The sequence below is a fragment of the Pseudomonas sp. PS02303 genome (assembly GCF_029959925.1).
Taxonomy (GTDB): Bacteria; Pseudomonadota; Gammaproteobacteria; order Pseudomonadales; family Pseudomonadaceae; genus Aquipseudomonas; species Aquipseudomonas mandelii.
This window is the reverse complement of record NZ_JASCOM010000039.1, coordinates 1-13,321: the sequence shown is the minus strand read 5'-3', so window position 1 is coordinate 13,321 and position 13,321 is coordinate 1. Positions and strand designations below refer to the sequence as shown.

Below are 13,321 nucleotides of genomic sequence, written 5' to 3'. Positions count from 1 at the left end.
TGCTAGACAGCGAAGTGCTTCATTTCTGCTGTCGAGATGTTTCATCATGATTCAAAAGCCATAACAATTCATGACGTCTGACCGCCTTGCGAAAAAATTCGTTTTCGCCATAAAGGGGCGGCACTCTACGGGCCAGCAGACGCTGTATCAACCGACGCAAACGTCGCTTGAACGGCATGGGCGGTTGCAGGTCGTGCATCATGCCCAGTGCCATGGCTTTATCACGCTGAAGGTCCAGCGACAGCGGCAGGCAGCAAGGCTGCATCGGTGTGGTCGAGTCGAAGGCCGGCGGCAGCGCGATGCCATGCCCCGCATCGCCCATCGGCCAGCGATCGTTATCGTGCAGATGATTGGCGTAGCCGAGCAAGGTGGTCGGTTGCCATTCCAGGCCTCGCAAGGCTTCGAGGACCGCTTGCTGGGCACAGAGATGATCGGGATGCGGGTCGAGCGTCGGGTGCGGCAGCACGATCACTTCAGGGCGCGCGCGCAGTATCAGTTCACGCAGATCGGCCAGCAGGTTGTTCCAGGTCGGAGCACCGTCGACGTCGCCCGGCAGGGCAAATGGATTCAACTGGCGATACACGCGGGTGTCGCTCAATTCGGCTTCGCGGGAACCCATCGGCTTCGCCGGTGCGGCCTGCATCGCAGCCAGTTGCAGGCAGAAATAACCCAGTTGCACGCAATGCGCTTCAGGCACGCCAGCCCAACGCGGCACAGCGATGCTGTCCCAGGCGCGCAAACGGCCCTTGAGCCGCGCCGCCTCGACCTTGTTCAGGCCGATCTGCTGATAATGCTCGGCTTCGATTTCACCGGCGGTGAGGGTCACGATCCAGGCTTCATCGGCCTGGCTGTATAAACCATAGGCGGCCAGTTCGGCGTCATCGGCATGAGGGGCGATCACCATTACGCGCTGGCGGCGGTAATCCGGTTGTTCCAGCGCCCACAGCACAGGCTCACCGAGCAAGCGGCAGAAGCGTCCGCGCAGGCGCAACTCGCCCCGCGACAATACTTGCGCCTGACCACTGAGGTTCAGGTAACGCAGGCCATTCACACCGCGTTCAAAGGTTTGTCGATCCGGGTTTTCGCCACCCAGCAACTCGACCACCGGGTCGATAAAGCGCCCCAGCCACGTGCTTTTTACCCGCAGCGCCAACACCAGCGTTGCGTCGTCGACCAGCATCACGCCTTCGTCCAGGCGCAAACACTCACCGTCCAGATGCACCTTGGGCTGCGGGGTATAGGGTGGGAAGCTGTATTGGTAATCGTCTTTGGGCGAGTAGAACAGGTGATCGGCGAACCATGCTTCGTGGGCAATCCAGCCCAGCACCACCAGCACCAGCGGCAACCACCACGCCACCAGCACGCCGATGGCAATCAACAGCACCAGCGCGATCAACAGGCCGATGCGTTTGTTGCGCCGATGGCGCTTGAGCAGTTGCTGTTTGCGGCTCATGGGTTCACTCACACGGTGAAGACCGGCACGGGATTGCACCAGCGGTCCTTGTATTCCCGGTCGGCGCGGCCGAAGGAGAACCGCAAGGGTTTACCCAGGGCGCGGGCGTGTTCCCAGGCACTTTGGGTATTGAGAAAACTCAGCACGCTGCCGGGGCTGAACTCGCGCGTTTCGGGATCGACACCGCCATTGATGTACTCGACGCTGATCCACTCCGGCGCCTCGACGCGGTACACCAGTTGAATCGCAATCGGCGCATCGTTGAGGAAAATCACCGAGCCGATCAGCAAGTCCCGCAGCAGCTCGATCACCTCGCCCATGCGCTCGGCGCCGGTGGCCGGGAAGCCCCAGCGACGCTGGAACAGGTCGCAATAGATCGCGCCCAGCTCAGCGCTGGAAAACTCGGCGACCGGCCGCACCATCCCGCCCGCCTCTTCCAGCAGACGCAATTCACGGCGCTGGTTGTAGCGAAACTTCTTCGACAACTCTTCGGGCGTGCGGGCCATCGCCAGTTGCTCAGTTTGCAGCTTGATGCCGGTGAAACGGCCTTCATTGAGCGCCGACAAATAACGTCCGCGATGGCGCAGCGGCGCCTGCGCATCAGCGGCGGCCGGCAGGATCAACTCGGCATTGCCGAGGTCGAACAAGCCTTTTTTACCACGGCGCTTGAGTACGTCTTTGGACAGCGCCAGGTCACGGCCCCAGGTCGGGATAGCGGCTTTAACTTCACCGTTTTTTTCCCAGGCCAGGTAACGCACCGGGATCCCGGCCAACTGTGCCAGGCGTTCAACTACCAGAGGATGGGTCGCGACGCTGCCGCCAAAACGTTGCCAGGCCTGTGCATAAGTCGAGGCGTCGACCACCGCCCAGCCCCGTTCGCGCCAGCCTTGAAATCGGTTAAGCATCAGCCCCTCGGTGCCAGTTCAGTGACGTGCGGCAAATGCCAGAAAGCATCGCGTACCGCGCGGTCGGAGAAACGCTCACGCAGGCGATCGAGCATCAGCTCGGCACACTGGTGACGTTGCTGGTCGTCCATCGCGGCCAGGTGTTGCAGCCCTTGGGCCAGGTGTTCGGCATCGCCCAACGGGAACAGAATGCCCACGCCTTCGACGACTTCCTTGGCCCCACCGCACGCGGTGGCGAGCAACGGTACACCGGCGGCCATGGCTTCCAGCAGCACCATGCCGAACGGTTCGTGATCAGAACTCAGGGCAAACACATCGAAGGCACGGAAATAACGACGGGCATCCGGCACCTGACCGAGGAACAACACGCGGTCGCCGATACCCAGTTCCCGGGCCAGAGCTTTGAGGTCCTCCTCCAGGCGACCACTGCCGAGGATCACCAGTTGACTGTTGCCCGGCAAGCCCGGCAATGCCTCGGCAAATCCGTGCAGCAGCGTGGTCTGGTCTTTGTCTGGGTGCAGCCGTCCGACGTTGCCGACAATCCAGGCATTCGCCGACAGGCCGAGGGTTTCCCGGGCCTCGCGCACCGACACCTGGCTGGTTTGCAATGCCGGCACATCGACACGGTTATAGAGCGTCTGAATCCGCCCGACCGGCCATTTCGGCAGGCAACGGCGCATGTCGTCACGCACCGCATCGGAGACCCCGAGCAGGCTCAGGCGCTTGCGGAAAATATGCGCGAACAGTTTGCGGGTGCCGCGTTTGTAATCGCCAAACGCGTGATGCACACCAATCACCGGCAGCGAGGTGCCGAGCAAGGCGATGTAGATCGGCTTGAAGCGGTGGGCAATGCAGAAACTGAAATTGCGCGAGGCGGCGATCTTGCGCAGATCGCTGATGGCGCCCAGCTTCAGGCCACGAATGGCCTTGGAACTGTATTCCATGAACAGCACTTCATCGGAAGCGCAGTTCGCGGCGACTTCGCTATCGGCGGCCCCGGTCAAAAAGACCGTGGTCACCCGATAACCGGTCCCCGCGAACAGGCTGGCGTACTGCCGGGCGCAGTCCAGGAACGGCCCGTCATAGCCGTGGCAGAACTGCAACACATGGCGTTCAGCCGAGCGTGTCATAAGCGTTGGCGCCCTCTTTGACCACCAGGATGTCTTCCATGATCAGATACTGTAGATCGGAACCGAAGAACATGTTCAGCGCGTCGGTCGGCGAGCAGATCATCGGCTCGCCACGACGGTTGAGCGAGGTGTTCAGCGACACGCCGTTGCCGGTCAGCACTTCCAGCGCCTTCATCATGTCGTAATAACGCGGGTTGTATTCGCGCTTGAGCACCTGGGCCCGGGAAGTGCCGTCTTCGTGGACGACTTCCGGCACGCGGGTCTTCCATTCTTCAGCCACTTCGAAAGTGAAGGTCATGAACGGCGCCGGGTGATCGATCTTGATCATCTGCGGGGCCACGGTGTCGAGCATCGACGGGCAGAAAGGCCTCCAGCGCTCGCGGAACTTGATCTGGTGGTTGATCCGGTCAGCCACGCCGACAGCGCTAGGGCAACCGATGATCGAACGACCGCCCAAGGCCCGCGGACCGAACTCCATGCGGCCCTGGAACCAGGCTACCGGGTTACCGTCGACCATGATTTTGGCGATGTTTTCCGGCATGTTTTCGAGTTTGCGCCAGACCGGCTTGCTCGGATGACGGGCGCACGCGGCGACCACGTCTTCGTTGCTGTACGACGGGCCGAGGTAGACGTGTTCCATCTTCTCGACCGGCACGCCACGGGCATTGGACACGTAGGCTGCTGCGCCGACTGCGGTGCCGGCATCGCCGGAAGCAGGCTGTACGAACAGCTCCTTGACGTCGTCACGGGCGATGATTTTCTGGTTGAGCTTGACGTTCAACGCACAGCCACCGGCGTAGGCCAGTTTGCCGGTTTCCTTGAGCACGTCGCCCAGGTAGTAGTCGATCATCTGCAGCGCAATTTTTTCGAACAGCGCCTGAATGCTGGCGGCGTAGTGGATGTACGGCTCGTCGGCGATGTCGCCTTCGCGCTTCGGCCCCAGCCACTCGATCAGCTTCGGCGAGAAGTAGTAACCCTTGCCCTTCTCTTTATAACGGCGCAGGCCGATCACGTTGGCGTAGTCGGTGTTGATCACCAGTTCGCCGTTCTCGAACGAGGCCAGACGCGAGAAATCGTATTTGCTGGCATCGCCGTACGGCGCCATGCCCATGACCTTGAACTCACCGTCCAGCATGTCGAAACCGAGGAACTCGGTGATCGCGCCGTACAGGCCGCCGAGGGAGTCCGGATCAAAGAATTCCTTGATCTTGTGGATCTTGCCGTTTTCGCCATAACCGAAGAAGGTCGTGGCGTACTCGCCCTTGCCGTCGATGCCGAGGATCGCGGTTTTCTCTTTGAAACCCGAGCAGTGATAAGCGCTGGAAGCGTGGGCCAAGTGGTGTTCAACCGGCTCGATCTTGATTTTCTTCGGATCGAAGCCCAGTTGCTCCAGGCACCAGACGATCTTGTTGCGATAGCGCTTGTAGCGACGGTTGCCCATCAGGATCGCGTCGAGTGCGCGGTCCGGGGCGTACCAGTAACGCTTGGCGTACTGCCAGCGAGCCTTGCCGAAAATGCTGATCGGGGCGAACGGAATCGCGACCACGTCAACGTCGGACGGCTTGATGCCTGCCTGCTCCAGGCAGAACTTCGCCGATTCGTAAGGCATGCGGTTCTTTGCATGTTTATCGCGTACGAAGCGCTCTTCCTCAGCCGCCGCGACCAGCTTGCCGTCGATGTACAAGGCTGCTGAAGGATCATGGCTAAGGGCGCCGGACAGGCCAAGAATCGTCAATGCCACAGGGGTCTAGCCTCTTTAGTCTGCATTCAGGCGACAAGCGCCTCAAAAATTGATGTGCCCCTCGCAAGGGGCGAGAGACAGCTAAAGGGCGGGATTATAGCTTAAAAGCGACGGCAAGCCTCTAGCGGGAAGTGGCAAGCAGCAAGCTCACGCGTTGACAGCAGAAAGACGTCGACATAGGCTCCTGCTCAAATGGACTGGGAGATCCCGGTCGGCGCTATAGCCTCGGTGAGTTCATCGGGGCTTTTCGCTTTCTGAAACAGGGAAAACCTGTTTCAGGACTAGACACATCACCCGCCGGATTACAGAAGCGCTACCCGCGGCCTGCTCGCCAGTAAATACTCAGATTGCCGTCGATAGCCTGGCGATAAATCGTATAGGGCAAGGAAACGGTGTCCATGACCCCCGACAGGGTCAGGTCCAGCAATACAAAGGGGACGAGGAAGCCGGTGGGATCTGGCGGGGCATTCAGGATGCAGAAGTCGTAGGCCAGGCCGCTGTAGATGCGGGGGATGGACTGGCAGTAGGTTTTTTGTTTTCGCAGGCCGCGAGCGGCGTCTTCGTCATCTTGCAGCACCGTCAGCGCGGTCCCGCATCCCGATAAAGCCAGTGAGAATGTACCGATTGCAACAGCCGTTTTTATGGTCAAGGTGTGCCCTCCGTGAACGTCAGGCGAAACTAGCATCGCGGCTCTTCAGCGCACAGTTCACGGGGTCTGGGGATCATGTAGGACGGTTCACAAGAACTTGTCCTCTTAATCTCGGGTGTCTGTTCTGGCCCCATCGCGAGCAGGCTCGCTCCTACATTTGATCTGCGGTGAACACAGAGCCCCTGTGGGAGCGAGCCGGCTCCGGGCGGCGTTCCGACGATAGGGTCGAAGACCCGATTCAGGCCGCGCCAGAGAGGTCTTTGGGCAGACGCTGATCAATGACCTGATACAGCGCACTGCTCTCGGGCCAGTTACGCATGAACCGCGCCCGGTCCCGCGCATACGCTGGGGCAAAGCTCCCTACAGAGCCATGCTGACACATCGAATCCAGATCGATCAGCGCCCAGCGATCCTGCTGCCAGAACAGGTTGTGCCCCTTGAAATCACCATGGCTGATGCGCTCGCGGATCAGCTCGGCAAACAAATGATCCAGCGCCACCAATTCAGCCTCGGGCGCATCACCCTTTTCAACGTACGGCGCAAAGCGCTCGATGATGTCCGGCCCCGGCAGATACTCAGTGATCAAGTACGCCCGGCTGCGCAGCCAGAGAAAACGCTTCTCCAGCAACGCCAGCGGTTTGGGCGTGGCGATGCCGAGGAACGCGAGGCGATTGCCTTCGCGCCACGAGTGCCAGGCACGGCTCGGGCGCCAGAAGCGTTTGAGCCAGTGGGCAAAGCCTTTGATGTTGTAGCGCTTGATCACCAGCGTCCGACCACCAACCTCGACTTTTCCTACACTCGCTGCACCGCCGGTCTTGTACAGATGGCCCTGATCGAGCAAGGCATCGGCCTGTTCCAGCACCGGCAGCATCGCCGCCTCTTCTTCACGACGAATAGCCCGCAAGCCAAAAGGCCCGCGCTGGACGCTGAACAACGAACATTCGCGCCCCACCTTGATCAGGTAGTCCTTCAAGCGCCAGCTGCGAACCTTGTCGATCTGCTTCTGCAACGCTTCCATCGGCAAGGCGTGTTCGCCGTTACTCAGCAGGTAATACACCAGCAATTCTTCGGTGAACGGTTCCAAAGACTTGGGCAACTGGGCGAAGAACACGCCGAGGTTTTCCAGGACTTTCTGCCGTGACAGCGGCTGGCCCGGGGTTTCAGCACAGACGCCGCCGCCATCGATCAGGTACAACCGACCGCGCTGACGCAGGAGGTTGTCCAGATGAAGGTCCTCCTGCCAAAGCCCCTTGCGATGCATTTGGCCGATAGCGCCCAACGCCTCGGCCAGCACGGCCCCTTGCATATCAGCCAGCACCGGCAAGTGTTCGACTTTTTTCCAGGTCTCCCCCAGGCTCTCGGCGCCTTCGAGGAAATCGAACAGTAGCCAGCCGCCCTCGCCCTCTTTCAGGCCGTCCACCAGCAACTGCGGCGTGGTCAGCCCTTGATCGGCGAGCAAACGCACGCCATCCAGTTCACGCTGAAAATGCCGCGCCGCCTTGCCGCCGACCAACAACTTGGCCAGCACCGGCCTGCCGCGCCACACGCCGGCGCCGACATAACGCTGCCCCGGCAATACGCGCAACAAGCTCAGCAACTGCAACTCGGCGGGACCGGCAGCATCGGCCAGTGAAATACTCATCGGCAGGCTCGGGCTGCGGCCCGCGCCTTTCAATTCGGACAAACGCATCAGCGCGCCTCCTTGTGACTGCGTCGCGCGGTGAGGCGCGAAACCCAACTGTCCACCAGCGAACTGTCCCGTGGCTGATCCACATAAACCGCCAGCAATTCGCGCAACTGCGCTTCGGTCCACTCCGGCGCGCGGCGCAGCAACGGTTCCAGGTCCTTGACCCGGTCACGCTGGCCGAACAGCAACGGCCGGGTTTTTTCCAGGTCGATCAACTGCGCCTGATAACCATCCCCCGTGGCCTGGAGGAAAATGTGCTTGGGGTAGAAACAACCGTGAAGCTGGCGCACGCCGTGCAGGCGCCGCGCCAGCTCGCCACAGGCTTTCATGATGGCCGTGTGTTGCGCTTCGCTCAGGTCCGACCAGCGCTGCAACAGCGAATCCAGGTCATCCCAACCGTCCAGCGCGCGGGTCAGCAGAACCGCCCGCACTTCCCCATCGACTTTGCGCTCACCAAAAAACGCCGCTTTCAGCGCCGGAATACCCAGCTTCTGATAACGACTGATGTTACGAAACTCGCGGGCAAAACTCGGTTCGCCGAACGGCGCATGGAAGGTGCGCGTCAGGTAGTTGCTCTGGCGCTTGAGGTAGTAGCCATGACCTTCCAGATCCAGCCGAAACACGCTGCTCCAGCCGCCACCGACGGTGTTGGGCTCATCCACCGCCTCGAGCTGCTTGGCCCACAGTGCGTCAAAAGTGCCGAGGCCATGGCGCTCAAGCAGCGCACGGTCTTCAGCGGCCAGGAAATCAGTCATTCGCGCCCCTCGAAAAATCTCACCACGTGCCGGATGCGTTTTTTGTCGTCGGCATTCAGCCGGTCACGCTGGCGGTATTGCAGGTAAAAGCGCAGGCGCTGGGTGGCCGACAGGTGATATTTCGCCACCTTGTCGAGACAGGCCAGGTCTTTGGTGATCCGGTATTTGAGCCAGAAGCCGCGCCAGAAATCGCCGTTGGGGCAATCGATCAGGAACAGCTTGGCCTCATCGTCGATCAGCAGATTGCGCCACTTCAAATCGTTATGGGTGAAACGGTTGTCGTGCATGGTCCGGGTGTAACCGGCCAACTGACGGCTGACGGAATCGACCCAGGCGCGGTCCGCCAGCTTGGGATCGTGGCGGTCGGCGAGGGCCGACAAGTCTTCGGTGTTGGGCAGTTCGCGGGTGATCATCGCGCCACGAGCATACGCCGCGCCTCGCCGCTCCAGCCCCCAGGCAACCACTTCAGCGGTCGGAATGCCCCACTTGGCGAAGCGCTTGAGGTTCTGCCATTCGGCCTTGACCCGGGGTTTGCCCAGGTAGCGGCGCAGGCCTTTGCCGGCACCCACGTAGCGCTTGACGTAATAATTGACGCCGTTGCGATTGACGCGGATGACCTCGGACAACGGGTCGCGGGTCAGGCGTTCACCCTGAAGCGCAAACACTGCTTCCAGGCTGCCAAAATCTTCCGTCAGATCGCTGTAAGCAGGTTCCAGCTTCCAACCGGGCATCAGAGCGCATCCCCGTATCGCTGTTTACGGTCGTAAAGTTTGTTGGCTTTGCCTTCAAGCCAGGCGAGCAGCGACGCTTCTTCAGCCAGAATCTGGCGCAATGGCTGCTGGAAGTAGCCTTTGAGGAATCGCAGTTTGTCGCGCTGGGTCAGGCCGATGTCCAGGGCCGAAAAGTACAACGCCGCCAGATCCTTGTTGCGCCAGCGCTGGGTAATGGCCGGCCGGGTCTGGGCGCGGTGCAGGTCGATCACCGAGAGCTTGAAGTCTTCAGCCGTCACCGGTTTATCGGTGTGCAGCAGGAAGTGGCAGATGTAGCAGTCGCGGTGGTTGACCCCGGCGCGGTGCATCATGCCGGTCATGCGCGCGACTTCGGCGATCAGCGCGCGCTTGAGTCTGGGCTCGGGCGGGTTCTTGATCCAGTCGATGCTGAAGTCTTCGAGGCTGACGGTGGGCGCCAGTTCTTCGGTGACGATAAACGAGTGTTGATCCGCCGGGTTGCTGCCCTTTTCGCCATAAGCGACGGCGGTCATGGTCGGTACGCCGACTTCTTTGAGGCGCTGAATGGCCTTCCACTCCTGACCCGCGCCGAGTACCGGCAGCTTGGCCGTCAGCAGGTTCTTGAAGATCTCGCCCCAGCCAATGCCACGGTGGATCTTCACGAAAAAGCCATTGCCGTTTACTTCAGTGCGCAAGGTCCGGCGCGCTTCCAGTTCACGGTAAACCTCGCCCTGCAAGCCTTCCACTTCGGTGAACGCATCGCGTCCGGCCCAAAGGCTCTTGAACGGTTCAGCCAGCATCAACTTCATTAAGCGTGCTCCGCCAGAATCACATCGGCCGCGTGCTGCGGCATGCTGTAGAGGTCGGCCGTCTCAGCGAACGCCAGACCGTTGCGGCTCCAGGCCGCCCGTGCTTGAGCGTCGTTCAACATGCCGGTCAGGTACTGGGTCAGCTGCGCCTGATCGAACGGTTCGTCCAACACCAGGCCGGCGTCGGCCTCGGCGATGTAATGGGCGTAACCACAGACCGCGCTCACCAATACCGGCAACCCGGCCACCAGGGCTTCGAGCAACACGGTCCCGGTGTTTTCGTTATACGCCGGATGAATCAGCAGGTCGGCACCCAGCAGGAAACGTGGGATATCGCTGCGCCCCTTGAGGAACGTCACGTTGTCGCCGAGCCCCAAAGTGGCGCTCTGCATCTGGAATAATTTGGGGTCATCCTGGCCAATTACAAACAGCCGGGTGCGTTTCTTCAGATCAGCGGGCAACGCGGCCAGCGCCTTGAGGCTGCGATCCACACCCTTGGTCTTGAACCCGGAGCCGATCTGCACCAGCAGCAGCTCATCGTCCTTAAGGTTGAATTCGCGACGGAAATCGGCTCGGATTTCGGCGGCATTGGCGGGTGCGCGACGGTCCTGGGAGATCCCCGGCGGCAGCAAATGGAAGCGTTCCAGCGGTGTGTCGTAATGCTTGATGAACAGCGGCTGCTGGACTTCGGAAATCATCAGCACTTCCGTCTTGGCGTCCTTGGCGAACACCGCGCGCTCGTACTCGGCGAAGTGCCGGTAGCGGCCCCAACGACGGTACAGCGAGTTGCGCAGGTTCTGCGCCTTGTCTTCAAAGCAACCATCGGCGGCGTAGTAAACGTCCAGGCCCGGCATCTTGTTGAAGCCGATCAGACGGTCCACAGGACGCTTGGCCAGGTCCGCCTCCATCCACTCGCTGAGCTTTTCATTACGGCGATGATTGAAGAACGCCTTGACCGGCGCCACCAGCACTTCGAAACCCGGCGGGACATCGCCTTCCCAGATCAGCGTGTAGACGCGAATCTGATGGCCGCGCTGTTGGCACTCGAGGGCGATGCGCATGAAATCGCGCTGCAACCCCCCGAACGGAAAGTACTTGTACAAGACGAATGCCAATTGCATCAGCGCAGCTCCTCAGCCAGTAACAACGTGCTCAGTCGGGTCGCGACACGCTCGGGATTCAGACGCGTGAAGCACAGGGGCCACTCGCGTTTCAGGTCGAACTGACGGGCATCTTCGGCCGTCGGTTGATACGTACATTTCTTTTGCAGGCACGGCGCGCAGGGGAAATCGCTGGCGATGTGAATCTGCGCCTTGCCGTAGGCGCCGGTCAGGCCCGGGTTGGTCGGACCGAACAGCGACAGGGTCGGTACGTCGAGCGCGGCGGCCAGATGACCGAGGCCGGTGTCCACGGCCACGCAGGCTTGAGCACCAGCCAACACTTTGCCGACACCGGCCAGGTTCAGTTTGGGCAGCACTTCGACATGCCGGAACCCGGCGGCGATGCGTTCGGCCCGGGCCTTCTCGACCGGATTGCCCCACGGCAGCTTCACGGCAACACCGAGATAGCCAACGCGCTCGGCCAGTTCGCGCCAATAGGCCTCCGGCCAGTGCTTGGTGTCCCACGTGGTGCCGTGCAGGAACAGCACATAGGGGTTCTTGCGCGGCAGTTCCACCAGGCGCTCGACGTTCAAGCCGTAATCGCCCAGGCCTTTGGGCAGGTCGTAGCCCAAGGCCAGAGCGAACAATTGACGCACCCGCTCTACCGCGTGTTGTCCACGGCCCACGGCCAGGCGACGGGAATAGAAACGTGCGGCGATGGGCTCGCGCGCCGAGTCCTTGTCGAGCCCGGCGACCGGCGCTTTGACATAGCGCGTCAACCAGGCGCTTTTGAGCAGGCCCTGGGCATCAATCACCAGATCGTATCGGGTGGCGCGAACGCTTTGTTTGAAGCGCTTCCACTCGCCACTCTTGAGGGTTTGCCAGAGGTTCTTGCGCCAGCGACGGATCGCCACCGGGATCACCTTGCCCACGGCCGGGTGCCAGGTCGGGATCTCGGCGAAGCCTTCTTCCACCACCCAGTCGAACGTGATGCCGGGGATCGCCCGCGCCGCGTCGGTCAACGCGGGCAACGCGTGAATCACGTCGCCCAGCGAAGATGTCTTGATCAACAGAACGCGCAAGCTATTTGACCTCGACCACAGTGCCCTGCAACCGCTGCAAGGCTTCGTTCACCGCTTGCGGCATGAGCTGGCGTAGGCAGTTGTAATGACCGAAGCGGCAGGTGCGATCGAAGCACGGGCTGCATTCGAGGCCCAGGCGCACAATCTCGACGTGCTCGGCCAAGGGTGGCGTGAAGCCCGGCGATGTCGAACCGTAGACGGCCACCAGCGGGCGGTTGAGCGCAGCGGCGACGTGCATCAGGCCGGAGTCGTTGGACACCACCGAATCGGCGCAGGACATCAGGTCGATGGCTTCGGCCAGGGAGGTGCCGCCGCTGAGGTTGACCGACTCTTCGCGCAGACCGGGAATCAGCCGTGCGCGGATGTCTTCGCCGACCGCGTGATCGTTTTTCGAACCGAACAGCCAGACTTGCCAGCCTTCACGGATCTTCGCTTCGGCGACCTTGGCGTAGTGCTCGGACGGCCAGCGCTTGGATTCGCCGAACTCTGCACCTGGGCACAGGGCCAACACCGGGCGGTCGAGGGTCAGGCCGAACTTGGCCAGCGCCGCCTCGCGGGTGACCGGGTCGATCTGCAGGCTTGGCCGTGGATACGGTGTCGGCAGTTCGGCACCGCGCTCAAATGCCAGCGCCATGAAGCGCTCGATCATCAGCGGATAACGTTCTTTATCCAGCGTGCGCACGTCATTAAGCAGGCCGTAGCGGAACTCGCCGCGCCAGCCGGTGCGTTTCGGGATGCCGGCGAAGAACGGCACCAGCGCCGACTTCAAGGAGTTTGGCAGCAGGATCGCCTGATCGTACTGGCCGGCCAGGGATTTGCCGATGCGCCGACGCGTCGCCAGCTCCAAGGCGCCATGGCCGAGCGGAAAGCTCAAGGCCTGACGGACTTCGGGCATGCGCTCCAGGATCGGCCGGCTCCATTCGGGGGCCAGGACGTCGATTTCGCATTGAGGGTGGCGTTGCTTGAGACACTGAAACAGTGTCTGCGCCATCACCATGTCACCGACCCAACTGGGCCCAACGATCAGAATTTTCATGTGGTTTCCATAAACGAACCGGGGAGGCATACGCCTCCCCGCCTCGAGAATCACTGCGGGAGCCTGTCGGCTTGCGATGGGTCATCACCTTCAACATTGCTGTCGACTGTCACTCCGCTATCGCGAGCAGGCTCGCTCCCACATTGGGATTTGGTGTGCATCGTTCTGCGATACAAAGCAGATCTACTGTGGGAGGGGGGGGGGGCGCGGCCGGGGGGGGGGGCCCCCCCCCCCAGCCGGGCGGGG

Annotated in this window: 12 protein-coding genes; all 12 read right to left on the bottom strand. The window is 61.5% G+C overall.

Annotated features, from left to right (window positions below):
* Window positions 1-19 precede the first annotated feature (19 nt).
* Window positions 20-1,453 carry a PIG-L family deacetylase gene (locus tag QMX98_RS12280; RefSeq protein ID WP_282410824.1) on the bottom strand — a complete coding sequence of 478 codons (1,434 nt, stop codon included), beginning with the start codon at window positions 1,451-1,453 and terminating at the stop codon, window positions 20-22.
* 8 nt (window positions 1,454-1,461) lie between these two features.
* Window positions 1,462-2,358 carry an antimicrobial resistance protein Mig-14 gene (locus QMX98_RS12275; protein ID WP_282410823.1) on the bottom strand — a complete coding sequence of 299 codons (897 nt, stop codon included), beginning with the start codon at window positions 2,356-2,358 and terminating at the stop codon, window positions 1,462-1,464.
* Window positions 2,358-3,488, bottom strand: coding sequence for a glycosyltransferase (locus QMX98_RS12270; protein ID WP_282410822.1), 1,131 nt, complete (start codon window positions 3,486-3,488; stop codon window positions 2,358-2,360). Before QMX98_RS12270 ends, QMX98_RS12275 begins: the two co-directional genes overlap by 1 nt.
* Window positions 3,472-5,229, bottom strand: a complete 1,758-nt coding sequence (locus QMX98_RS12265) for a carbamoyltransferase (RefSeq protein WP_010464288.1) — start codon at window positions 5,227-5,229, stop codon at window positions 3,472-3,474. Before QMX98_RS12265 ends, QMX98_RS12270 begins: the two co-directional genes overlap by 17 nt.
* Before the next feature lie 313 nt (window positions 5,230-5,542).
* Entirely contained in the window at window positions 5,543-5,878 is a 336-nt protein-coding gene (locus tag QMX98_RS12260; RefSeq protein WP_083375197.1) for a YceK/YidQ family lipoprotein, read from the bottom strand.
* Window positions 5,879-6,116: 238 nt separating this feature from the next.
* Window positions 6,117-7,568: a lipopolysaccharide kinase InaA family protein gene (locus tag QMX98_RS12255; RefSeq protein WP_282410821.1), complete on the bottom strand. Its 1,452-nt coding sequence runs from the start codon at window positions 7,566-7,568 to the stop codon at window positions 6,117-6,119.
* Window positions 7,568-8,320: a lipopolysaccharide kinase InaA family protein gene (locus QMX98_RS12250; RefSeq protein ID WP_282410820.1), complete on the bottom strand. Its 753-nt coding sequence runs from the start codon at window positions 8,318-8,320 to the stop codon at window positions 7,568-7,570. The genes QMX98_RS12255 and QMX98_RS12250 overlap by 1 nt, the downstream gene beginning before the upstream one ends.
* Complete coding sequence (locus QMX98_RS12245; RefSeq protein ID WP_010464295.1) at window positions 8,317-9,051, bottom strand: lipopolysaccharide kinase InaA family protein; 735 nt, start codon at window positions 9,049-9,051, stop codon at window positions 8,317-8,319. Before QMX98_RS12245 ends, QMX98_RS12250 begins: the two co-directional genes overlap by 4 nt.
* Entirely contained in the window at window positions 9,051-9,857 is an 807-nt protein-coding gene (rfaP, locus tag QMX98_RS12240) for a lipopolysaccharide core heptose(I) kinase RfaP (protein WP_154502775.1), read from the bottom strand. The genes QMX98_RS12245 and rfaP overlap by 1 nt, the downstream gene beginning before the upstream one ends.
* Window positions 9,857-10,978: a glycosyltransferase family 4 protein gene (locus QMX98_RS12235; protein ID WP_077747649.1), complete on the bottom strand. Its 1,122-nt coding sequence runs from the start codon at window positions 10,976-10,978 to the stop codon at window positions 9,857-9,859. Before QMX98_RS12235 ends, rfaP begins: the two co-directional genes overlap by 1 nt.
* Window positions 10,978-12,039, bottom strand: a complete 1,062-nt coding sequence (gene waaC / locus QMX98_RS12230; protein ID WP_077747648.1) for a lipopolysaccharide heptosyltransferase I — start codon at window positions 12,037-12,039, stop codon at window positions 10,978-10,980. Before waaC ends, QMX98_RS12235 begins: the two co-directional genes overlap by 1 nt.
* A 1-nt stretch (window position 12,040) precedes the next feature.
* Window positions 12,041-13,075, bottom strand: a complete 1,035-nt coding sequence (gene waaF, locus QMX98_RS12225) for a lipopolysaccharide heptosyltransferase II (RefSeq protein ID WP_010464302.1) — start codon at window positions 13,073-13,075, stop codon at window positions 12,041-12,043.
* Window positions 13,076-13,321: the final 246 nt, after the last annotated feature.

Bases quoted from the DNA above. Each gene is read 5' to 3' on its own strand.
- waaF (WP_010464302.1), bottom strand. From the start codon at position 13,075: ATGAAAATTCTGATCGTTGGGCCCAGTTGGGTCGGTGACATGGTGATG.
- rfaP (WP_154502775.1), bottom strand. From the start codon at position 9,857: ATGAAGTTGATGCTGGCTGAACCGTTCAAGAGCCTTTGGGCCGGACGC.
- QMX98_RS12280 (WP_282410824.1), bottom strand. From the start codon at position 1,453: ATGAGCCGCAAACAGCAACTGCTCAAGCGCCATCGGCGCAACAAACGC.
- QMX98_RS12255 (WP_282410821.1), bottom strand. From the start codon at position 7,568: ATGCGTTTGTCCGAATTGAAAGGCGCGGGCCGCAGCCCGAGCCTGCCG.
- QMX98_RS12250 (WP_282410820.1), bottom strand. From the start codon at position 8,320: ATGACTGATTTCCTGGCCGCTGAAGACCGTGCGCTGCTTGAGCGCCAT.
- QMX98_RS12275 (WP_282410823.1), bottom strand. From the start codon at position 2,358: ATGCTTAACCGATTTCAAGGCTGGCGCGAACGGGGCTGGGCGGTGGTC.
- QMX98_RS12270 (WP_282410822.1), bottom strand. From the start codon at position 3,488: ATGACACGCTCGGCTGAACGCCATGTGTTGCAGTTCTGCCACGGCTAT.
- QMX98_RS12245 (WP_010464295.1), bottom strand. From the start codon at position 9,051: ATGCCCGGTTGGAAGCTGGAACCTGCTTACAGCGATCTGACGGAAGAT.
- QMX98_RS12235 (WP_077747649.1), bottom strand. From the start codon at position 10,978: ATGCAATTGGCATTCGTCTTGTACAAGTACTTTCCGTTCGGGGGGTTG.